21 protein-coding genes are annotated in these 21,178 nt (G+C 52.2%); 4 read left to right on the forward strand and 17 right to left on the reverse strand.

Going from position 1 to position 21,178, the window contains the following annotated elements; translation table 11 throughout:
- The first annotated feature begins 37 nt into the window (after positions 1 to 37).
- Positions 38 to 1,012, forward strand: a complete 975-nt coding sequence (yajO, locus tag RTW80_RS06265; RefSeq protein ID WP_001199800.1) for a 1-deoxyxylulose-5-phosphate synthase YajO — start codon at positions 38 to 40, stop codon at positions 1,010 to 1,012.
- Positions 1,013 to 1,065: 53 nt separating this feature from the next.
- Here the strand turns inward: yajO and pgpA are convergent, their stop codons facing one another.
- The 6 genes from pgpA to nrdR all read right to left on the reverse strand — a co-directional run bounded on the left by pgpA (position 1,066) and on the right by nrdR (position 5,171).
- Entirely contained in the window at positions 1,066 to 1,584 is a 519-nt protein-coding gene (gene pgpA, locus RTW80_RS06270) for a phosphatidylglycerophosphatase A (protein ID WP_000154044.1), read from the reverse strand.
- The gene (gene thiL / locus RTW80_RS06275; RefSeq protein ID WP_000742107.1) at positions 1,562 to 2,539 is read right to left on the reverse strand and encodes a thiamine-phosphate kinase; all 978 of its coding nucleotides are present in this window, start codon (positions 2,537 to 2,539) and stop codon (positions 1,562 to 1,564) included. The genes pgpA and thiL overlap by 23 nt, the downstream gene beginning before the upstream one ends.
- Before the next feature lie 77 nt (positions 2,540 to 2,616).
- The gene (gene nusB / locus RTW80_RS06280; RefSeq protein ID WP_000801125.1) at positions 2,617 to 3,036 is read right to left on the reverse strand and encodes a transcription antitermination factor NusB; all 420 of its coding nucleotides are present in this window, start codon (positions 3,034 to 3,036) and stop codon (positions 2,617 to 2,619) included.
- 19 nt (positions 3,037 to 3,055) lie between these two features.
- Positions 3,056 to 3,526: a 6,7-dimethyl-8-ribityllumazine synthase gene (gene ribE, locus RTW80_RS06285; RefSeq protein ID WP_001021161.1), complete on the reverse strand. Its 471-nt coding sequence runs from the start codon at positions 3,524 to 3,526 to the stop codon at positions 3,056 to 3,058.
- Between the two features lie 88 nt (positions 3,527 to 3,614).
- On the reverse strand, positions 3,615 to 4,718 hold the full coding sequence (ribD, locus tag RTW80_RS06290) for a bifunctional diaminohydroxyphosphoribosylaminopyrimidine deaminase/5-amino-6-(5-phosphoribosylamino)uracil reductase RibD (RefSeq protein WP_001150456.1): 1,104 nt from the start codon (positions 4,716 to 4,718) through the stop codon (positions 3,615 to 3,617).
- A gap of 3 nt (positions 4,719 to 4,721) precedes the next feature.
- Positions 4,722 to 5,171 carry a transcriptional regulator NrdR gene (gene nrdR / locus RTW80_RS06295; RefSeq protein WP_000543535.1) on the reverse strand — a complete coding sequence of 150 codons (450 nt, stop codon included), beginning with the start codon at positions 5,169 to 5,171 and terminating at the stop codon, positions 4,722 to 4,724.
- A gap of 150 nt (positions 5,172 to 5,321) precedes the next feature.
- Here nrdR and RTW80_RS06300 point away from each other — a divergent pair, with 150 nt between their 5' ends.
- Both RTW80_RS06300 and tsx read left to right on the forward strand, forming a co-directional pair.
- Positions 5,322 to 5,861, forward strand: coding sequence for a DUF3251 domain-containing protein (locus tag RTW80_RS06300; RefSeq protein WP_001301329.1), 540 nt, complete (start codon positions 5,322 to 5,324; stop codon positions 5,859 to 5,861).
- 298 nt (positions 5,862 to 6,159) lie between these two features.
- Positions 6,160 to 7,044 carry a nucleoside-specific channel-forming protein Tsx gene (tsx, locus tag RTW80_RS06305; RefSeq protein WP_001295328.1) on the forward strand — a complete coding sequence of 295 codons (885 nt, stop codon included), beginning with the start codon at positions 6,160 to 6,162 and terminating at the stop codon, positions 7,042 to 7,044.
- Positions 7,045 to 7,220: 176 nt separating this feature from the next.
- On the opposite strand, the gene yajD is transcribed toward tsx, so the two are convergent.
- The 6 genes from yajD to queA form a co-directional block, all read right to left on the reverse strand.
- Positions 7,221 to 7,568 (reverse strand): HNH nuclease YajD, encoded by a 348-nt coding sequence (yajD, locus tag RTW80_RS06310; protein ID WP_000974813.1) that lies wholly within the window; start codon positions 7,566 to 7,568, stop codon positions 7,221 to 7,223.
- A gap of 127 nt (positions 7,569 to 7,695) precedes the next feature.
- On the reverse strand, positions 7,696 to 8,667 hold the full coding sequence (gene secF, locus RTW80_RS06315) for a protein translocase subunit SecF (protein ID WP_000046637.1): 972 nt from the start codon (positions 8,665 to 8,667) through the stop codon (positions 7,696 to 7,698).
- A gap of 10 nt (positions 8,668 to 8,677) precedes the next feature.
- Positions 8,678 to 10,525, reverse strand: a complete 1,848-nt coding sequence (gene secD, locus RTW80_RS06320; RefSeq protein ID WP_000934822.1) for a protein translocase subunit SecD — start codon at positions 10,523 to 10,525, stop codon at positions 8,678 to 8,680.
- A gap of 27 nt (positions 10,526 to 10,552) precedes the next feature.
- Positions 10,553 to 10,885 carry a preprotein translocase subunit YajC gene (gene yajC, locus RTW80_RS06325; RefSeq protein ID WP_000007629.1) on the reverse strand — a complete coding sequence of 111 codons (333 nt, stop codon included), beginning with the start codon at positions 10,883 to 10,885 and terminating at the stop codon, positions 10,553 to 10,555.
- Positions 10,886 to 10,907: 22 nt separating this feature from the next.
- Positions 10,908 to 12,035, reverse strand: coding sequence for a tRNA guanosine(34) transglycosylase Tgt (gene tgt / locus RTW80_RS06330; RefSeq protein WP_000667319.1), 1,128 nt, complete (start codon positions 12,033 to 12,035; stop codon positions 10,908 to 10,910).
- 55 nt (positions 12,036 to 12,090) lie between these two features.
- Positions 12,091 to 13,161 carry a tRNA preQ1(34) S-adenosylmethionine ribosyltransferase-isomerase QueA gene (gene queA, locus RTW80_RS06335; RefSeq protein WP_001266503.1) on the reverse strand — a complete coding sequence of 357 codons (1,071 nt, stop codon included), beginning with the start codon at positions 13,159 to 13,161 and terminating at the stop codon, positions 12,091 to 12,093.
- Between the two features lie 92 nt (positions 13,162 to 13,253).
- Here queA and acpH point away from each other — a divergent pair, with 92 nt between their 5' ends.
- Positions 13,254 to 13,835, forward strand: a complete 582-nt coding sequence (gene acpH / locus RTW80_RS06340; RefSeq protein WP_001009885.1) for an ACP phosphodiesterase — start codon at positions 13,254 to 13,256, stop codon at positions 13,833 to 13,835.
- Positions 13,836 to 13,839: 4 nt separating this feature from the next.
- Here the strand turns inward: acpH and malZ are convergent, their stop codons facing one another.
- The 5 genes from malZ to phoB all read right to left on the reverse strand — a co-directional run bounded on the left by malZ (position 13,840) and on the right by phoB (position 21,030).
- Positions 13,840 to 15,657 carry a maltodextrin glucosidase gene (gene malZ, locus RTW80_RS06345; protein WP_001300528.1) on the reverse strand — a complete coding sequence of 606 codons (1,818 nt, stop codon included), beginning with the start codon at positions 15,655 to 15,657 and terminating at the stop codon, positions 13,840 to 13,842.
- A 155-nt stretch (positions 15,658 to 15,812) separates the two neighbouring features.
- Entirely contained in the window at positions 15,813 to 17,186 is a 1,374-nt protein-coding gene (proY, locus tag RTW80_RS06350; protein WP_312718687.1) for a proline-specific permease ProY, read from the reverse strand.
- Between the two features lie 75 nt (positions 17,187 to 17,261).
- Positions 17,262 to 18,581, reverse strand: coding sequence for a branched-chain amino acid transporter carrier protein BrnQ (gene brnQ, locus RTW80_RS06355; protein WP_000149639.1), 1,320 nt, complete (start codon positions 18,579 to 18,581; stop codon positions 17,262 to 17,264).
- 406 nt (positions 18,582 to 18,987) lie between these two features.
- Complete coding sequence (phoR, locus tag RTW80_RS06360) at positions 18,988 to 20,283, reverse strand: phosphate regulon sensor histidine kinase PhoR (protein ID WP_000893603.1); 1,296 nt, start codon at positions 20,281 to 20,283, stop codon at positions 18,988 to 18,990.
- 57 nt (positions 20,284 to 20,340) lie between these two features.
- Complete coding sequence (phoB, locus tag RTW80_RS06365) at positions 20,341 to 21,030, reverse strand: phosphate response regulator transcription factor PhoB (RefSeq protein WP_000113933.1); 690 nt, start codon at positions 21,028 to 21,030, stop codon at positions 20,341 to 20,343.
- Positions 21,031 to 21,178 lie beyond the last annotated feature (148 nt).

The following is a 21,178-nucleotide window of genomic DNA, read 5'->3' on the forward strand; positions in this document are numbered from 1 at the left end:
CAACTTGAAGTATGACGAGTATGGCAGGAGTGGCAGCATGCAATACAACCCCTTAGGAAAAACCGACCTTCGCGTTTCCCGACTTTGCCTCGGCTGTATGACCTTTGGCGAGCCAGATCGTGGTAATCACGCATGGACACTGCCGGAAGAAAGCAGCCGTCCCATAATTAAACGCGCGCTGGAAGGCGGCATAAATTTCTTTGACACCGCCAATAGCTATTCCGATGGCAGCAGCGAAGAGATCGTCGGTCGCGCACTGCGGGATTTCGCCCGTCGTGAAGACGTGGTCGTTGCCACCAAAGTATTCCATCGCGTTGGTGATTTGCCGGAAGGATTATCCCGTGCGCAAATATTGCGCTCTATCGACGACAGCCTGCGCCGTCTCGGCATGGATTATGTCGATATCCTGCAAATTCATCGCTGGGATTACAACACGCCGATCGAAGAGACGCTGGAAGCCCTGAACGACGTGGTAAAAGCCGGGAAAGCGCGTTATATCGGCGCGTCATCAATGCACGCTTCGCAGTTTGCTCAGGCACTGGAACTCCAAAAACAGCATGGCTGGGCGCAGTTTGTCAGTATGCAGGATCACTACAATCTGATTTATCGCGAAGAAGAGCGCGAGATGCTGCCACTGTGTTATCAGGAGGGCGTGGCGGTGATTCCGTGGAGCCCGCTGGCGCGGGGGCGACTAACGCGTCCGTGGGGAGAAACTACCGCACGACTGGTGTCTGATGAGGTGGGGAAAAATCTCTATAAAGAAAGCGATGAAAATGACGCGCAGATCGCAGAGCGGTTAACGGGCGTCAGTGAAGAACTCGGTGCAACACGAGCACAAGTTGCGCTGGCCTGGTTGTTGAGTAAACCGGGCATTGCCGCACCGATTATCGGTACATCGCGGGAAGAACAGCTTGATGAGCTATTGAACGCGGTGGATATCACTTTGAAGCCGGAACAGATTGCCGAACTGGAAACGCCGTATAAACCGCATCCGGTAGTAGGATTTAAATAAGAGTCCAGGCCTGATGAGACGCAACAAGCGTCACATCAGGCATCGGTGCACAACTACGACAGAATGCCCAGCGGCCAGTGATGACCAATAAAGTACAGGATGCCAGCGGAGATCACCCCGGCGACAATATCATCTATCATGATCCCCATGCCGCCATGCACATTGCGATCAAACCAGCGGATCGGCCACGGTTTCCACATATCCAGAATACGGAAAATCACAAACCCGGCGGCAACCCACTGCCAGTCATTGGTCGGCAGCGCCATGAGCGTGATCCACATACCAATAAATTCGTCCCAGACAATGCTGCCGTGATCGTGCACGCCCATATCTTTTGCGGTCTGATGACAAAGATAGACGCCGATACAGATCCCCAGCATCACCACCAGCGAGTAGAGCTGCCAGGGCAAAAAGGTCATCAGATACCAGAACGGAATCGCTGCCAGCGAGCCCATCGTCCCAGGAACGATCGGGCTTAATCCACTTCCGAATCCGACAGCAAGCAGATGCCACGGATTACTCATCTTCAGGCGACTTTTCGCGACATCTTTATGGCGTGGCAAAATGGTCATATCCTTTCCAGTCAAACGTGACAGGTTCGCCGTCACGAATAAAACAAAGCCCTTCGATATCGGCGGTCATTTGCCCGATACAGGTAAACGGTACGCCAAGGTGTCCGAGAGCAACATCCAGCGCGCCACGGTTCAGTTCCGGCACCGTGAAACACAACTCGTAATCTTCACCGCCAGAGAGCGCCCAGCGCAGCGCCTGTTCCGGTTCAACATGGCGAGAAAGCGCATCAGAAAACGGCAGCAATGCCAGGTCAATACGTGCGCCGCAGTCGCTGGCTTTCACGATATGCCCGAGATCGGAAATCAGACCGTCAGAGAGATCGATAGCTGAATTTGCCAGATCGCGCAGTGCCTGCCCCTGTAAAATACGCGGCGATGGACGGAGATGACGTTTGATCAAGTAGTCAGCATCTTTAGCATCGGCAACCTGCAAACGGTTTTGCAAAATCGCCAGCCCGGCGGCGCTATCGCCCGGTGTACCGGTCACATAGATCCAGTCACCCGGTTTCGCCCCAGAGCGCGTTAAGGCTCGTCCCATCGGAACAAAGCCGTGGATACCCAACGTCATTGATAATGGCCCACGCGTGGTATCGCCGCCAATGAGTTGCATATCGTAATAATTGAGAAGATCAAACAAACTGTCGCTGAAGGACTCAAGCCACGCTTCGTCTACGTCCGGTAAGGTTAATGCCAGCGTCAGCCAGGCCGGATCGGCCCCCATCGCTGCCAGATCGCTTAGGTTCACCGCCAGTGCTTTATAAGCCAGATCAGCAGGATCGATATCAGGGAGGAAATGGTTACCCGCCACCAGCGTATCAGTGCTGATCGCCAGGGTCTGTTTCTCGGGGATATTTAGAAGTGCGCAATCGTCGCCGATGCCCAGTTCGACATCAAGACGAGAACTTCTTACACGGTCAAAATAACGGGCAATCAGGGAGAACTCGCCACATGCCATACGTTATGCCTCAGCAGGTAAAAAAGAAAAGGCCGGCGATCATGGAACGGTCTTCCGTGAATCTACCGGCCTGGATATCACTTTTTGTTAGGGCGAATCACAGGTGCTGCTTTATCGAGTACGCCGTTGACGAACTTATGGCTGTCTTCTGCGCCGAACGATTTCGCCAGTTCGATCGCTTCGTTAATGGCCACTTTGTATGGCACATCGCTACGTTTAGACAGTTCGTACAGCGCAATGCGCAGTACTGCTTTTTCTACCTGTCCCAGTTCTTCCAGCAGGCGGGACAGGTATGGCTTCATCAGTCCGTCGAGGTATGCGGTATTAGTCGCCACCCCGGCCAGCAGCTCACGGAAGTACAGGACGTCAACGTCTTTTACATCCTGTTCAGCCAGGAACTGGTATTCAACATCAGCGATGTCGTTCTGGGACAACTGCCAGGAGTAGAGCGCCTGGACGGCACACTCACGAGCGCGGCGACGAGCAGCAGGTTTCACGGATTTCCCCTTACTAATTTCAGGCCTTGATGGCTTTCAATACATTAATCATTTCAAGCGCGGTCAGTGCAGCTTCTGCACCTTTGTTGCCAGCTTTGGTGCCAGCACGTTCGATCGCTTGTTCAATGCTTTCAGTGGTCAGAACCCCAAAAGCAACCGGAATTTCGCTGTCCTGGGCAACATGCGCCAGGCCGTTGCTTGCACCACCAGCGACATATTCAAAGTGGGCAGTGCCACCACGAATAACCGTACCCAGCGCAATCACCGCGTCGTATTTACCGGTTTTAGCCAGTGCACCCGCCGCCAGCGGCAGCTCATAGGCACCAGGCACCCAAACAACGGTAATGTTTTCATCTTTTACCTGACCGATACGTTTCAGTGCGTCAATTGCACCTTCCAGCAGGCTGTCATTGATAAAGTTGTTGAAACGCGCGATGGTGATGGCGACGCGAGCGTCCGGGGTAGCAACGTTAGCTTCAATAATGTTCATTTTCTTCCTTCGGGTTCGAGTATGGCCCCGCAGGGGGGCGGATTTTAGCATAATATTTCGTGCGCTGCTTCCCTTTCGAGCCGGGAGATCATGCACCTACTAAATGCAGGCAAACATCCGGGCCTACATGACGTATCTCTTTGAATTTAAATTGGGGGGCGTCGGCTAATTTCTCAAGCCCTGGCAGCGAGCATAATCCACGGGCGTCGCTGCCTAATAGTTTAGGTGCGATATAGACAATCAGCTCATCGACTAAACCCGCCTGCAGCAATGCGCCAGCGAGCGTTGGCCCCGCTTCCACCCAGATGCTGTTAATTTGCTGTTTACCCAGTTGCATCATCAGTACAACCAGATCCAGATGACCTTTATGCGCTGGAATCAGCAAGGTACGCACCGTTTCCGGCCACTCACGAGAATCTTCCTGCGTACGCGCGAACCAGGTTTCGCCGGGCTGCTGCACAATGCGATGTACCGGCGTCACGCGATTTTGGCTATCAATCACAATACGTATCGGCTGACGGAGATTTTGTTGCGGATAGAGCGCCTGAGTTTGTTCATCCAGTTCAGACCAACGCACCGTTAAGGCAGGATCATCCGCCAGCACCGTGGCGCTGCTGGTTAAAATGGCATGACTTTGCGCGCGCAGTAGTTGTACATCACGCCGCGCCTGGGGCGAAGTGATCCACTGGCTTTCGCCGCTCGCCATCGCCGTGCGACCATCAAGCGATGCGCCAAGTTTTAACTGAATATAAGGAAAGCCGGTGCGCATCCGCTTGAGAAAGCCTTTATTCAATTGCTCGGCTTCACTCATCATCAGGCCGTGGCTGACGTCAATGCCAGCCTGTTGCAGACGGTAAAGTCCACGCCCAGCGACCTGCGGGTTAGGATCTTGCATCGAGGCAACCACGCGCGCTACGCCAGCGGCGATGAGTGCGTCACAGCACGGTGGCGTACGACCATGATGGCTACAGGGTTCGAGTGTGACATAGGCGGTCGCACCTTTGGCTTTTTCACCCGCCATACGCAACGCGTGTACTTCGGCATGTGGTTCACCCGCACGTTGGTGGTAACCTTCACCGACAATTTCGCCATCTTTGACAATGACGCACCCGACATTCGGGTTGGGATGCGTGGTAAAACGTCCTCGTTGCGCCAGCTTTAGCGCCCGCGCCATGTAATACTCGTCCTGCACGGCTTAGTCCTCCAGGCGCGCGATCTCTTCGCCAAATTCTTTGATATCTTCGAAACTGCGGTAGACAGAGGCAAAACGGATATAGGCGACTTTATCGAGCTTTTTCAATTGCTCCATCACCAGATTGCCAATCATCTTGCTCGGCACTTCGCGCTCACCGGTGGCGCGCAGCTGCGATTTAATATGATTGATTGCCATTTCGACGTCATCGGAACTCACCGGACGTTTTTCCAGCGCCCGCAGCATTCCGCTACGCAATTTCTCTTCATTAAACGGTTCACGCACGTCGTTGCTTTTTACAACACGCGGCATAACCAGCTCCGCCACTTCAAAGGTGGTGAAACGTTCATTACACACCAGACACTGCCGACGGCGGCGTACGGATGAACCCTCGCCCACGAGACGAGAGTCAATTACCTTAGTGTCCACGGCGAAACAGAATGGGCAATGCATACGGCGTCCTGACCAGGTGGTTAACGGAAATCTATTTTACCCTGAACTGACGATACAACAAAGGCGCAACGCTTTTGAGATAAAGGATCGATGCTTTCGCTGCTTTTACCCTCTACCATTAGGCTAATTGCGACGAGAAAGGGACGACCTATGAATACTAACGTTTTTCGACTGCTCCTGCTGGGAAGCCTGTTCAGCCTTAGCGCCTGTGTGCAGCAAAGTGAAGTGCGACAGATGAAACACAGCGTCAGCACGCTGAACCAGGAGATGACGCAACTCAATCAAGAAACAGTCAAAATCACTCAGCAAAACAGGCTGAATGCAAAATCCAGCAGTGGGGTTTACCTTCTGCCTGGAGCGAAAACACCGGCAAGACTGGAAAGCCAGATCGGTACTTTACGTATGTCGCTGGTGAATATTACGCCTGATACAGATGGCACCACCCTGACGCTACGTATTCAGGGCGAGTCGAATGATCCCTTGCCCGCATTCAGCGGAACTGTTGAATATGGGCAAATTCAGGGAACAATAGACAACTTTCAGGAAATCAATGTGCAGAATCAATTGATTAATGCCCCTGCCAGCGTCCTTGCCCCCAGCGATGTTGATATTCCGTTACAGTTAAAGGGGATTTCTGTGGATCAATTAGGCTTTGTACGTATCCACGACATTCAACCTGTTATGCATTAAACGTATTGCGGGGCAATTTTGTGCGTCCCGCAACATCTTTCCCCGTCATTTTGTTACTCCGCTTACATCACCCAGATTGATAGTAAAAGTTTGCAACAAGGGTGAAAGTCAGTACAATCCCTGCCCGAATGTGTGTAAACGTGAACGCAATCGATTACGTAAATGATAGAACTGTGAAACGAAACATATTTTTGTGAGCAATGATTTTTATAATAGGCTCCTCTGTATACGAAATATTTAGAAACGCAATTTGCGCCTTTTTCACTCCCGCAAGGGATTTTCAAACAGTGGCATACATATGAAAAAAACATTACTGGCAGCCGGTGCGGTACTGGCGCTCTCTTCGTCTTTTACTGTCAACGCAGCTGAAAACGACAAACCGCAGTATCTTTCCGACTGGTGGCACCAGAGCGTTAACGTTGTCGGAAGCTATCACACCCGTTTCGGACCGCAGATCCGCAACGATACCTACCTTGAGTACGAAGCATTCGCTAAAAAAGACTGGTTCGACTTCTATGGTTATGCGGATGCGCCGGTATTCTTCGGCGGTAACTCCGATGCAAAAGGTATCTGGAACCACGGTTCTCCGCTGTTTATGGAAATCGAACCACGTTTCTCCATCGACAAGCTGACCAATACTGACCTTAGCTTCGGTCCGTTCAAAGAGTGGTACTTCGCGAACAACTACATTTACGACATGGGTCGTAATAAAGATGGTCGCCAGAGCACCTGGTACATGGGTCTGGGTACCGATATCGACACTGGCCTGCCGATGAGCCTGTCCATGAACGTCTATGCGAAATACCAGTGGCAGAACTATGGCGCAGCGAACGAAAACGAGTGGGACGGTTACCGTTTCAAAATTAAATACTTTGTGCCGATTACCGATCTGTGGGGCGGTCAGCTGAGCTACATCGGCTTCACCAACTTCGACTGGGGTTCCGATTTAGGGGATGACAGCGGTAACGCAATCAACGGTATTAAGACCCGTACTAATAACTCTATCGCTTCCAGCCATATTCTGGCTCTGAACTACGATCACTGGCACTACTCTGTCGTAGCTCGTTACTGGCACGACGGTGGTCAGTGGAACGACGATGCAGAACTGAACTTCGGCAACGGCAACTTCAACGTTCGCTCTACCGGCTGGGGTGGTTACCTGGTAGTAGGTTACAACTTCTGATTATGAAAATGCCGGGATTTATTCCCGGCATTTCTGATTGTTAACAACGTGTGCTTTGTTCATGCCGGATGCGGCGTAAACGCTTTGTCCGGCCAACAAAAGCACGTAAATTCAATATATTGCTGAAATAACGTAGGCCTGATAAGCGTAGCGCATCAGGCAATTTTACGTTTTAATCACTTCTTCTTGTTCATCATCGCTTTCAGGTCAGCGAATGGGTTGTACTTCGCTTCACCGACATCTTTCTGCGCATCTTCCCCTGCGATAACGGTCGTACCATACTGATCCGCTTCGGTATATTTCGAATGCTCATGATCGTGGCAATAGAGACACAACAATTCCCAGTTACTGCCATCTTCCGGGTTATTGGTATGGTCGTGATCAATGTGGTGAACGGTAAGTTCACGCAGGTTGGAATAAACAAACTCGCGGGAACAGCGACCGCAGACCCACGGATAGATTTTTAATGCTTTTTCGCGATAGCCGCTTTCTAACCGCGCATAGTTTTTTGGGATGATAGCCATGAAAAGTTACCTGGATGAAATGTAGGGTTACGCGCAGTTTCCCAAGATGCGGGGATTTTCGCAATCTCCATACATCAAAAAAATCCCGATCTTCTGACCGGGATTTTCAACATCAACGGGAACTTGATTACGGCAGAATTGACGGCTGATCCGCCCCTTCTTTTTCCACTTTCTGCTGCAACATGTGTTCGCGCTTCATACCCAGTTTCAGAGCCAACGCAGATGCCACATAGATGGAAGATGCAGTACCGATGGAAACACCGATAAGCATGGTCAGCGAGAAGCCTTCCAGTACCGGACCACCGAAGAGGTACAGCATCAGGATAACCATCAAGGTAGTACCGGATGTGATCAAGGTACGGTGCAGCGTCTGGGTCAAGGACACGTTAAAGATTTCGTAAGGCGTACCGCGACGGATCTTGCGGAAGTTTTCACGAATACGGTCCGATACCACGATACTGTCGTTAAGCGAGTAACCGATAACCGACATCAACGATGCCACAATGGTCAGGTCAATCTCGATATGGAATAACGACAAAATACCCAGCGTAATGATAACGTCGTGCGCCAGCGCAATAACCACCCCTGCCGCCAGTCGCCACTCAAAGCGGAAACCTACGTACACGAGGATAGACAGCAGCGCTGCCATCAACGCCATCGCACCGGTTTGCGCAAGGTCTGCCCCCACGCTCGGACCGACGAACTCAATACGCTTCACTGCTGCATTCTGATTGGTGGATTCGTTAATCACCTTCAGAACCTGGCTGCCCAACACCTGACCGCCGGTTTCGCCTTCAGCAGGCGGCATACGGACCATGATGTCATGGCTGCTACCAAAGTTTTGCAGCATCGGCTCTTCAAAACCGGCTTTTTGCAATGCATCACGCATTACGTCAATTTCAGCCGGTTTTTCGAGCGTAATTTCAATAACCGTACCACCGGTGAAATCCAGCCCCCAGTTAAAGCCGCGCACGCCCATAATAACGATAGCGGCGATTAACAGCAGACCAGAGATGCCGAAAGCCCAGTAGTCCCAGCGCATAAAGTCATAGACTTTACGGCCATGGTTTAGTTGTTCAACAGTATATTCCTGTGCCACATCGCACTCCTCAGATTGACAGCTTCTTGACGCGCTTGCCGCCATATAGCAGGTTTACGATGGCACGCGTACCGACAATCGCGGTAAACATCGACGTCGCCACACCGATACCGGTAGTAATCGCGAACCCTTTAATTGCCCCGGTACCCACTGCGTACAGGATGATGACTTTAATCAGCGTGGTGATGTTCGCATCGAAGATAGAACTGAATGCGCCACGATAACCTTCATCAATTGCCTGTTGAACAGTACGTCCGTTGCTCAACTCTTCTTTAATACGTTCGTTGATAAGTACGTTCGCATCGACCGCTACCGCAAGTGTTAAGACGATACCCGCGATACCTGGCATACTCAGCGTTGCGCCTGGCAACAGCGACATAATGCCGACGATCAAGATCAAGTTGGCAATCAGAGCACTGGTCGCAATCAGACCAAATTTCTTATAGAAGATGATCATGAACAGAATAGAAACCAGCAGACCGGCAAGGCAAGCCTCCAGCCCCTGCTCAATGTTCTGCATACCCAGGGTCGGGCCAATGGTACGTTCTTCAACAATCTGAATCGGCGCGATCAACGCACCGGCACGCAGCAGCAGTGACAGCTGACGGGCTTCGTTCGGGTTGTTGATGCCGGTGATACGGAAGCTGTTACCCAGACGAGACTGGATGTTGGCGATGTTAATCACCTCTTCCTGTTTCACCAGAACCGCACGACCATTTGCATCTTTCTTACCGCTGTCTTTGTACTCCACAAACAGGGTTGCCATCGGTTTGCCGATGTTGTCCTTAGTGAAGTTAGACATGATGTTACCACCAGCGCTATCGAGCGAGATGTTAACCTGCGGTTGGTTGTATTCGTCCTGGCTGGAAGTGGAGTCGGTGATATGGTCACCGGTCAGAATTACGCGTTTGTACAGCACAACTGGCTGACCTTCGCGGGTCTGTTTCACTTCAGAGTCGCCCGGTACGCGACCGGATGCCGCAGCGGCCTGGTCAACGTTGGTGTTTACCAGACGGAATTCCAGCGTTGCCGTCGCACCCAGAATCTCTTTCGCACGCGCAGTGTCCTGAATACCTGGCAGTTCAACAACGATACGGTCAGCACCCTGACGCTGAACCACCGGCTCCGCCACGCCAAGTTGGTTTACACGGTTACGCAGGATATTGATGTTCTGCTGCACCGCATATTCACGCGCTTCACTCAGACGAGCATCGCTCATTACCGCACGCAGCTGGTTGCTGCCCTGGCTACTAATCACCAGGTCCGGATGGCGCTTGCTCAGATACGCAATGGCTTCATCACGAGCTTTAGCATCGCGGAAAGTAATGCTCAGGCCGTAGTTGTTTTCTTTACGAACGGTGGTATACGGGATGCCCTTTTCACGCAGATCGCTGCGCAGGCTATCGATATTTTGTTCCTGGAGTTTGCCAAGCGCGGTGTCCATATCCACTTCCATCAGGAAGTGAACGCCGCCACGCAGGTCAAGGCCGAGCTTCATCGGCTCAGCGTGAATAGCTGCCAGCCAGCGCGGCGTTGCCGGGGCAAGGTTAAGCGCCACGACGTATTTGTCACCCATAACGCCCATTAATGCTTCACGAGCGCGCAGCTGGGTGTCAGTGGAGTCGAAGCGCGCAAGAATAGCGCCCTCTTCCAGTGCCACAGACTTAGCAGTTATTTTTTCTTCTTGTAACGTTTTCTGGACCTGGATCAGCGTTTGCTCACTGGCGGCGACTCCGCGCGCACCAGTGATCTGAACAGCCGGATCCTCACCAAACAGGTTGGGAAGCGCATACAGCAGACCGATGACAATCACCACGATCAGCATGACGTACTTCCACAAAGGATAACGGTTTAACACGGCAATTCCCTTAGGGAAAAATTTTAATTACAGCGCCTTCATGGTGCCTTTCGGCAGGACGGCAGCTACGAAGTCACGTTTAATAACTACTTCAGTGGTGTCATTCAGCGCGATAGCAATGTAGCCGTTTTCCGCTACTTTGGTTACGCGACCAACCAGGCCACCGTTCGTCAGAACTTCATCACCTTTGGCAATGGAGTCCATCAGCTTTTTGTGTTCTTTGGTGCGCTTCTGCTGTGGACGCAGGATCATGAAATAGAAAATCAGACCGAATACCACCAGCATCAAAATCAAAGACATCGGGCTACCTTGCGCCGGTGCACCCGTTGCCGCTACCGCATCAGAAATAAAAAAGCTCATTAAATTTCCCTCATTATTAATATTAATCAACGTTCAAAGGTGGTACTTCTCGCCCCTGACGCTGGTAAAAATCAGTTACGAAGCTCTCTAATTTACCCTCTTCAATAGCCTTGCGTAAACCCGCCATCAAACGCTGGTAGTAACGAAGGTTATGAATGGTGTTGAGTCGCGCGCCTAATATTTCGTTGCAACGGTCAAGATGATGCAAGTAAGCGCGTGAATAATTGCGACAGGTGTAGCAATCACACTCAGGATCGAGTGGGCCAGTATCGCTCTTATACTTCGCATTGCGGATTTTCACCACGCCATCGGTCACGAACAAATGACCATTTCGGGCGTTGCGGGTTGGCATTACGCAGTCAAACATATCGATACCACGACGTACGCCTTCAACCAGGTCTTCTGGTTTACCAACGCCCATCAGGTAACGCGGTTTGTCTGCCGGAATTTGCGGGCATACATGCTCCAGAATGCGGTGCATATCTGCTTTCGGCTCACCCACAGCCAGACCGCCGACAGCGTAGCCATCAAAACCGATATCTACCAGACCTTTAACAGAAATATCACGTAAATCTTCGTAAACGCTGCCCTGGATGATACCAAACAGCGCATTTTTGTTTCCGAGACTGTCAAAACGCTCACGGCTACGCTTCGCCCAACGCAGAGACATCTCCATGGAGCGTTTTGCGTAATCCCAGTCAGCAGGATACGGCGTACACTCATCAAAGATCATGACGATATCCGAACCAAGATCGTACTGAATCTCCATTGATTTTTCAGGATCGAGGAAAATCGGATCGCCGTTGATCGGGTTACGGAAGTGCACGCCCTGTTCGGTGATTTTACGAATATCGCCAAGGCTGAAGACCTGGAAGCCGCCGGAGTCGGTGAGGATCGGCCCCTTCCACTGCATAAAATCGTGCAGATCGCCGTGCAGTTTCATGATTTCCTGGCCCGGGCGCAGCCACAGGTGGAAGGTGTTGCCGAGGATAATTTGCGCGCCAGTGGCTTCAACTTCTTCCGGCGTCATCCCTTTTACGGTGCCGTAGGTGCCAACAGGCATAAAACAAGGCGTTTCCACTACGCCACGATCAAAGACCAGGCGGCCACGGCGTGCGCGACCGTCGGTGGTGTCCAGTTCAAATTTCATTTTTTCTCCACTACGTCAGAAAAACAGTCCAACGTTTTAAACCAGCGCCGCGGAATTACTCCCCGACGCGCTCATTAATTGCCTGCGGATTGTACGTGATAAACATCGCATCACCGTAACTAAAAAAGCGATATTTCTCTTCTACCGCTGCTTTATAGGCGTTCATGGTGTGTTGATAACCGGCAAAGGCCGAAACCAGCATAATCAGCGTCGACTCTGGCAAGTGGAAGTTCGTCACCAGCGCATCGACCACTTTGTACTGGAAGCCCGGATAGATAAAGATTTGGGTATCGTCGAAGAACGGTTCAATGAGATCGTTTTTCGCTGCCTGAGCCGCGCTTTCCAGCGAACGTACTGAAGTGGTGCCAACCGCAATCACCCGGTTACCGCGCGCTTTCGCCGCCAGTACCGCGTCTACCACATCCTGCGGTACTTCAGCGTATTCCGAGTGCATGATGTGATCTTCAATGGTGTCGACGCGCACCGGCTGGAAGGTGCCCGCACCAACGTGCAACGTCACAAACGCCATCTCCACGCCTTTGGCGCGCAATTTTTCCAGCAAAGGCTCGTCAAAATGCAGACCTGCGGTCGGGGCTGCAACCGCGCCCGGTTTTTCGCTATAAACGGTTTGATAAAGTTCGCGGTCAGCGTCTTCGTCCGGACGGTCGATATACGGCGGCAGCGGCATATGGCCGATGCTGTTGAGAATATCCAGCACCGAGCGTTCATCATTAAATTCGACTTCAAACAGTGCGCCGTGGCGCGCGGTCATTGTTGCGTTAATACTTTCGTCATCGCCCAGCAGCAGTTCTGCGCCAGGTTTTGGCGCTTTCGAGGCGCGAATATGCGCAAGAATGCGTTTGTCGTCGAGCATCCGTTCAACCAGCACTTCAATCTTGCCGCCGCTGGCTTTACGCCCAAACAGGCGCGCCGGGATCACGCGGGTATTATTAAAAACCAGAAGATCGCCGGGGTTGAGCTTATCAAGTAAATCGGTGAAAGTACCGTGCGTCAGCGCGCCCGTCGGCCCGTCCAGCGACAGTAAACGACAGCTACTGCGTTCAGGCATGGGATAGTGGGCAATCAGGGATTCGGGCAATTCAAAGGAGAAATCGGTAACGCGCATGACACTGACTCAGACTAAAATAAGAGGCGGGTAGTCTAGTGCCGGGGCGCTCTCCCTGCAACCTTTACCCCCTTTTGGATAGAATATAATCGATGAATTTTTTAGCTCACCTGCATTTAGCCCATCTCGCGGAAAGCTCGCTTTCCGGCAATTTACTGGCTGATTTCGTACGCGGAAATCCTGAAGAAAGTTTTCCGCCCGACGTCGTGGCTGGCATTCATATGCATCGACGTATCGACGTATTGACTGACAATCTGCCGGAAGTCCGCGAAGCACGGGAGTGGTTTCGTAGTGAAACGCGCCGCGTTGCGCCTATTACGCTGGATGTCATGTGGGATCACTTTCTTTCCCGCCACTGGTCGCAGCTGTCGCCGGACTTTCCGCTACAGGAATTTGTCTGTTATGCCCGCGAGCAAGTGATGACGATTTTGCCGGACTCACCGCCACGTTTTATCAATCTGAACAATTACTTGTGGTCAGAGCAGTGGCTGGTGCGCTATCGCGATATGGATTTCATCCAGAACGTGTTAAACGGCATGGCAAGCCGCCGCCCACGTCTGGATGCCCTGCGTGACTCCTGGTACGATTTAGACGCTCATTATGACGCCCTCGAAACCCGCTTCTGGCAGTTTTATCCGCGGATGATGGCGCAGGCGTCACGCAAGGCGTTATAAAACGTTAGTTCATCCATACCGTAGCCGAAATGGCAGGCAAAGCCAGAATCCCGTCAGTCAGTTGCCCATGCCCTTCTTTGCATTGCCATTGCACGGCATTGAGAAACGGTGACGCGGGTAGCACCACTTCACAGGCCTCGCCACGGTTGATTGCCACCAGTACACGTTGCTGATTCAGCACGCGGACAAATACCACCACGTTATCTTCCGCATACAGCACCTGACAGCCGCCATGACGTAGCGCCTGACTTTTCTTACGCAGCGCAATCATTCGCTGGTACAGCGCGAATAACGCCGTATCCTGCTTTTCCACCTGCCAGGGGAACGGTTTACGGCAAAACGGATCGTTTTTGCCATCCAGTCCTACTTCATCACCGTAATAAATGCACGGTACACCAGGCCAGGTGAACAGCCAGACCACCGCCAGCGGCAGGCGCGCAATATCCCGACCGAGCAGCGTTTTAAATCGCGCAGTATCGTGGCTGTCGAGCTGATTAAACATACGTAATTGTTGTTGATGAGAAAGCCCTGCGCGGTAATTATCCATCCAGGCCATACAGGTTTGGGCATCAATTTGCTGCGGATCGTAAGAGATATCGGTATTGGCAAGAAATCCCCACAACGGGAATGTGAAGCCACGATAGTTCATGGCGGCATCTTCCACATCGGCCTGTAACCATTGCCGTGCATCGCCAAAATGTTCGCCGACAATATACGCTTCCGGCTGGGTTTCTTTCGCCGCTTCGGTGATCCCAGCAACGTGCTGCATATTATTGCGCGCCCCACCCGCCTCCCCCAGCATATGCACCACATCCAGCCGCCAGCCGTCCATACTCCACGGCGCTTTCAGCCAATGGCGGACAATACTGTCTTCCCCGCGATAAATTTCATTCACCAGACTTTCCGACTGATAATCCAGCTTCGGCAAGCTGGCATAGCCAAGCCAGTCGAGCGCCGTGCCATCATCACTAAACGAGTACCAGTCGCGCCAGGGCGATTCGGGGTTGTGACAAGCTCCCCCCGTGCCACGATTGTGCCTGTCAAACCAGGCATGGGAATCGCCACTGTGGTTAAACACGCCGTCCAGCACCAGCCGCATTCCCAGCTGCTGCGTATTGTGTCGCAAACGCAGCAACGCCCCATCACCGCCAAACTGCGGATCGACATGGCGATAATCCTCGGTATCGTATTTATGTACGCTGGGAGCTTTAAACACCGGATTGAGATACAGCGCTGTCACGCCAAGCTTTTTCAGATACGGCAGTTTTTCGCTTATCCCGTCCAGATCGCCGCCATAGAACGTTGATCCGCCCGCCTGCGCCGTGACCGGTTCATCCCAGTCACGCAAGATGATCTCTTGTCCGGCTGCATGATGGTAATAGACATGATCCTGTTCAGCTTCACGAGGAAGACTACGCGCAAAACGATCAGGGAAGATCTGATAAAAAATCTGATCCGCAGCCCATTGTGGGCCGATATCCGGTACATCGACGGCAAACTGCTCCAGTCGTGCCGGCGGCATTCGGCTGAAGCCCTGCGGTGTAAACCAACGCTGGCGATCGTGCCACAGCAGTTTGAAACTGTAACGCCGCCGGGGTTGTCCGCTGGAGAGATCAATCGCCGCACGCCATGCGGTGACGCCTGGCTGCGGCTGACTGCGCTGCTTATGCATTGGTACTGACATTTCTTCGTTATCGTGTTCTGTACGCAGCATAATGCGCTGCGGTGGGTCTTCGCCCGTCAGCCACAGTGTTATGAGCAGTTGATCTTTGCTTTGTTTAACAAATGGGGGCACCGGCAGGTGCCATGCATTTAACATCATAATTCCCCTGTGATGAAAATCTGATCACCTTGCCATAGCCTAATGCAGGATCACTCATCATCTGAAGGATATTTGGGGGAGGAGGACGGGGGCGGATAACTTTCGGAATAGCCGGATCAGGATTTCCTCCTGAACCGGCTTACAGAACGCAAGTATTATTGGTTTTCAGCCAGCTGACGATCGTGGCGACGCTTAAACATCCAGCCAATCAACAGCACAACAATCCACGCGAAACCGACATACAGCGAGATACGCGTATCCGGGTGATAACCAATCAACCCGATAATAAAGAGCAGGAAACTCAGCCCGCCGATGGTCGTTGCTACCCCACCCGGCACTTTAAATTTCAGCGCCTTAACTTCTTCTGGCGGCAAACGGCGACGGAAGGCAATTTGCGACAGCAGGATCATAATCCACACCCACACCGTGGCGAAGGTTGCCAGCGAAGCGATCACCAGGAAGACGTTTTCCGGCATGATGTAGTTCAGATACACCGCAAACAGCAGCGCGGTAGTCATCACCAGCACCGTAACCCACGGAATACCGCGACGCGACGTTTTGCTGAAAATTTTCGGCGCGCTGCCCTGCTCTGCCATACCGTGGAGCATACGGCCTACGCCAAATACATCACTGTTAATTGCCGACAGCGAAGCAGTCAGCACAACAAAGTTAAGAATGCTGGCGGCAAAGGTAATGCCCATATGCTGGAACGTCAGCACGAACGGGCTACCGGCAGTGCCAACCTGATTCCACGGGTAGATAGACATAATGACGAACAGCGTACCGACGTAGAACACCAGAATACGCATCGGCACGGAGTTAATCGCACGCGGTATCGATTTCTCAGGATCTTTCGCTTCACCGGCGGTAATCCCGATAATTTCGATCCCACCGTAAGCAAACATCACCATTTGCAACGACATTACCATGCCAAGCCAGCCGTTACTGAAGAAGCCGCCGTTGCTCCACAGGTTATGAATACCGGTCGGTTGCCCGCCGTTGCCAATCCCCCAGATGATGATGCCGAAACCGGCGACAATCATGATGATGATGGTGGCGACTTTAAAGAACGAGAACCAGAATTCCAGCTCACCGAATACCTTCACGCTCATCAGGTTTACGGCGCAAATGATCAGCACCACGCTCAGTACCCAAATCCAGTGCGGCACCGTCGGGAACCAGACACCCATATAGATACCAAAAGCGGTCACATCGGCGATGGCGACAATAAGGATTTCAAAGCAGTAGGTCCAGCCGGTAATGTAACCTGCCAGCGGGCCGAGGTTTTCCTGCGCATAACGCGAGAAAGAGCTGGCGGCCGGGTTATGTACCGACATTTCCCCCAGCGCACGCATAATGATATACGCCGCGATACCACCGATAATATAGGCCAACAACACGCTCGGACCGGCCATTTTGATGGCGTCTGCCGAACCGTAAAACAGCCCGGTGCCAATTGCTGAACCCAGTGCCATAAAGCGTATGTGGCGGGTACTTAGCCCACGCTTTAGCTTGTTCTTACTTTCCATCAATTCCTAACCCATCAACACAATAAAAAACCACGGGGCATCGCAGCCCCGTGGTTAAAACAAATGTTCAGTGATTTAGTGAGCGCTGGAGGTCACCTGACGACCTGCCGCGCGATCCCAGATAATGGCCAGAACCACCATCACCACTGTTGGCATTAACCACGCCAGACCTTGTTCGGCCAGCGGTAAACGCTGCGCCCAGGACGGTAAGATATCGCTGAATGCAGATGCTTTGATCCCGTCGAGAATACCAAAAAGCAGGCTGATAAACATCGGCGGAGCAATCACGCGGGACGAATTATGCCACCATGAGCGTGTAAAACTTAATACAACCAGTGCGATACACGGCGGATAAATAGCGGTCAGCACCGGTACGGAGATCTGGATCAGCTGGCTTAAGCCGAGGTTAGAAACCACCATCGAGAAGCCGCCGAGGATAAACACCAGCGTACGATAAGAGAGCGGTACGTACTGGGCAAAGAATTCTGCACAAGCACAGGTCAGGCCAACTGCCGTTACCAGGCAGGCGATGAAGATTAACGCCGCCAGCAGGAAGCTACCGCCGCCGCCAAAGGTGTGCTGAACGTAAGCATGCAGAATAGCAGCGCCGTTTGCAGACTGATCGACCAGCGACGCGCTGTCTGAACCCAGACGGAACAGCGCCAGATACAGCAGAGTCAGACCAACACCCGCCATCAGGCCAGCCCAGACGGTATAACGGGTCAGTAGGCGCGCTTCGGTAACGCCACGAGAACGCGCCGCGTTAACAATAACGATACCAAACACCATTGCGCCCAGCGTATCCATGGTCAGATAGCCGTTAACGAAACCGTTAGAAAACGCAGCGTTTTGATAAGCCTCAGTCGCCGTGCTGATAGAACCCGCCGGCCAGACAATCGCGGCAACAGACAGGATGACCAGCGCGATAATTTTCAGCGGCGCAAGGAAGTTGCCCACGGTATCCAGCAGCTTGCCCGGATAGAGCGAAACCAGAATAACGATAGCGAAATAGACCAGGCTGTAGATAAACAGCGGCAGCGCGGAATCACCCGTCAGCGGCGCAATCCCCACTTCAAAAGAAACGGTAGCTGTACGCGGCGTAGCGAAAAGCGGCCCCACCGCCAGGTAACAAACCGTTGCCAGCAGTACGCCAGCGACTTTACCGATTGGCGTGCTGAGGCTGTCAACACCGCCGCCAACTTTTGCCAGCGCCACTACTGTTAATACCGGCAGGCCAACGGCAGTAATGAGGAAGCCGAATGCCGCAGTCCAGACGTGTTCGCCTGCCTGTAAGCCGACCATTGGAGGGAAAATAATGTTACCTGCGCCGACGAACAACGCAAATGTCATAAAGCCCAGAGCGATGATATCGCGCGATCTTAATTGATGGGTCATAAATCATACTGCCTGTGGATGTGGTGTTGTAACGTTAAATTTTTGTGCCAATCCCTGGGGATGATACAGCGGTATATTTAAACAATTTTAGCGGGAAATACTCCCAACCAGGCGCGGCGAAGAATAGTTTTTCGATTTACCGCGTTAATGCAGTCAGTATGACAGCACCTGAAGCGCAATTTAAACGCTTATAACGTTTTAAAGCAAGGAGGGATCTAAAAACCAGAGGTATATAGCGATAAGAAATCACCAACCAGTATAAAACACTATTTCCGTGAAAAAGACATGGCTAATCATGCGAACAAAAAATCACCAGCCGTTGTAAAATCTAACGCCCGTATTTTGACTGCAAAGAAAATAAGCCAGCATCGACTGGCTTATGGCAATAAAAGATGACAAAGGCGGATTAATCGCTGTTTTTGGCAATTAAACGTTCCGGGATAACAAAACTGAAACGTGTTCCTTTTCCTACTGTACTCTCAATATTCAGGCGACTTTCGTGATGATTCACCGCATGTTTCACGATCGCTAACCCTAATCCGCTACCGCCGGTTTGCCGGGAACGCGCTTTATCAACGCGATAAAAACGCTCGGTCAGGCGCGGAATATGCTCCGGTGCAATGCCCGGTCCGTTATCTTCAACGCTAAATTCGGCACCGTGCGGCACTCGCTGCCAGCGTACGGTGATATGCGTGCCTTCCGGCGTATGATTCACGGCGTTATAGACCAGGTTCGAAATCGCACTGCGTAGCTGATCTTCATTGCCAGACACCTTGAGGCCGTTATCTATCTCAAAGGTAAATGTCTGTTTTTTCTGACTCAGAGTCTGAGCCTCGCGCTCAACAACGCGCAGCATCATCGGCACATCAACCTTTTCATTGAGCAAATGCGTCGGCGCGGCTTCAATTTTCGACAGCGTCAGCAATTGCTTCACCAGCCCTTCCATCCGCTGGGTCTGCTCGCGCATGGTGTGCAACGCTTTTTCGCGTACCGCGCCTTCCAGCGGCTGCTCATCCATCATCTCCAGGTAACCCTGTAACACGGTCAATGGCGTGCGTAACTCATGGCTTACGTTGGCGAAAAAGTTGCGCCGCGCCCCTTCCAGTTGATGCATTTGCGTGACATCACGCGCCACCATCAGCAACTGTTTGTGGGTATAAGGCATGACGCGAATTTCCAGATGCCGCCCGGTGTTGAGCACCAGATTGAGCGGGCGAGAAAAATCACGCGTTTTCAGATATTGCGTAAACTCCGGGTAACGCAGTAGGTTAAGGATGTTCTGCCCGTTATCTTCCGGCCAGCGCAAACCAAGAATTTGTTGCGCCAGACCGTTACACCAGAAAATACCGCCCTCTTCCGTGGTCAGCACCACCGCGTCGGGCAGCGACTCCGCGCCGCTACGAAAGCGTTTAATCAGATTGCCCAGTTCACGGCGGCGTTTTTTATTTCGCAGCTGCATCTGGTGTAAGCCGTATAGTAGCGGTTCCCAGCTACCACGCCCCGGTGGCGGGGTCATACTGCGATCCACCCACAGCCACCATGAAAGGCGCAATAAATTCCAGAAATGCCAGATAAGCAGTCCTGTTACCGATGCCAGCAAAAACCAGGGCAGGTAACCAAAAAATGCACCCAGGATGAAAGCCGGGAGGCAGCAAAGTAGCAGCTCCAGCACCAGCCTTTTCCACGACAGCCGTTCCAGCACGTAAGATACTCCAGTTAAGAAATCATAAGCCCTGCTCTGCGTCCGATGAGCAAGGCGTTAAAAGCGGGTTGAAAAACGATATCCTGTACCGCGCACGGTCTGCACCATGCGGTCATGCCCGCCGGGCTCCAGTGCTTTACGCAGGCGACGAATGTGGACATCGACCGTGCGGTCTTCCACATACACGTTAGTTCCCCAGACGTGGTTTAACAGCTGCTCGCGGCTGTACACGCGCTCAGGATGCGTCATAAAAAAGTGCAGCAGTTTAAATTCTGTCGGCCCCATCTCCAGCGGCTCTTCGCCCGCCATCACTCGGTGAGATGTCGGGTCGAGACTTAATCCCTGCATCTCAATCACCTCTTCCACCGCCATTGGCGAAATACGGCGCATTACCGCTTTGATTCGCGCCACCAGCTCCTTCGGCGAAAACGGCTTGGTGATATAGTCATCCGCGCCGGTTTCAAGGCCGCGCACGCGATCTTCTTCTTCCCCTCTGGCGGTCAACATCACCACTGGAATATCCCGGGTCATCGACTCGCGCTTGAGGTGTTTGATGAACTGGATACCGGAGCCGCCAGGTAACATCCAGTCAAGGAGAATTAAATCCGGCCAGGGTTCATTCAGTTGATTCACAGCACTGTCATAATCTTCCGCTTCGACCGGCTGAAAGCCATTTTGTTCGAGCACGAAGCAGACCATTTCGCGAATTGGAGCTTCATCTTCTACGACCAGAATACGTCTCGCCATGATTTGCCCTGTTGTAATAAATAGGTTGCGATCATTAATGCGACGTCATTATGCGTCAGATTTATGACAGATTTATGAAAAGCTCGTCGCACATATCTTCAGGTTATTGATTTCCGTGGCGCAGAAAAAAGCAAATGGCACATCTGTT

This window comes from Escherichia sp. AM3 (assembly GCF_032029835.1).
GTDB classification, from domain to species: domain Bacteria; phylum Pseudomonadota; class Gammaproteobacteria; order Enterobacterales; family Enterobacteriaceae; genus Escherichia; species Escherichia coli.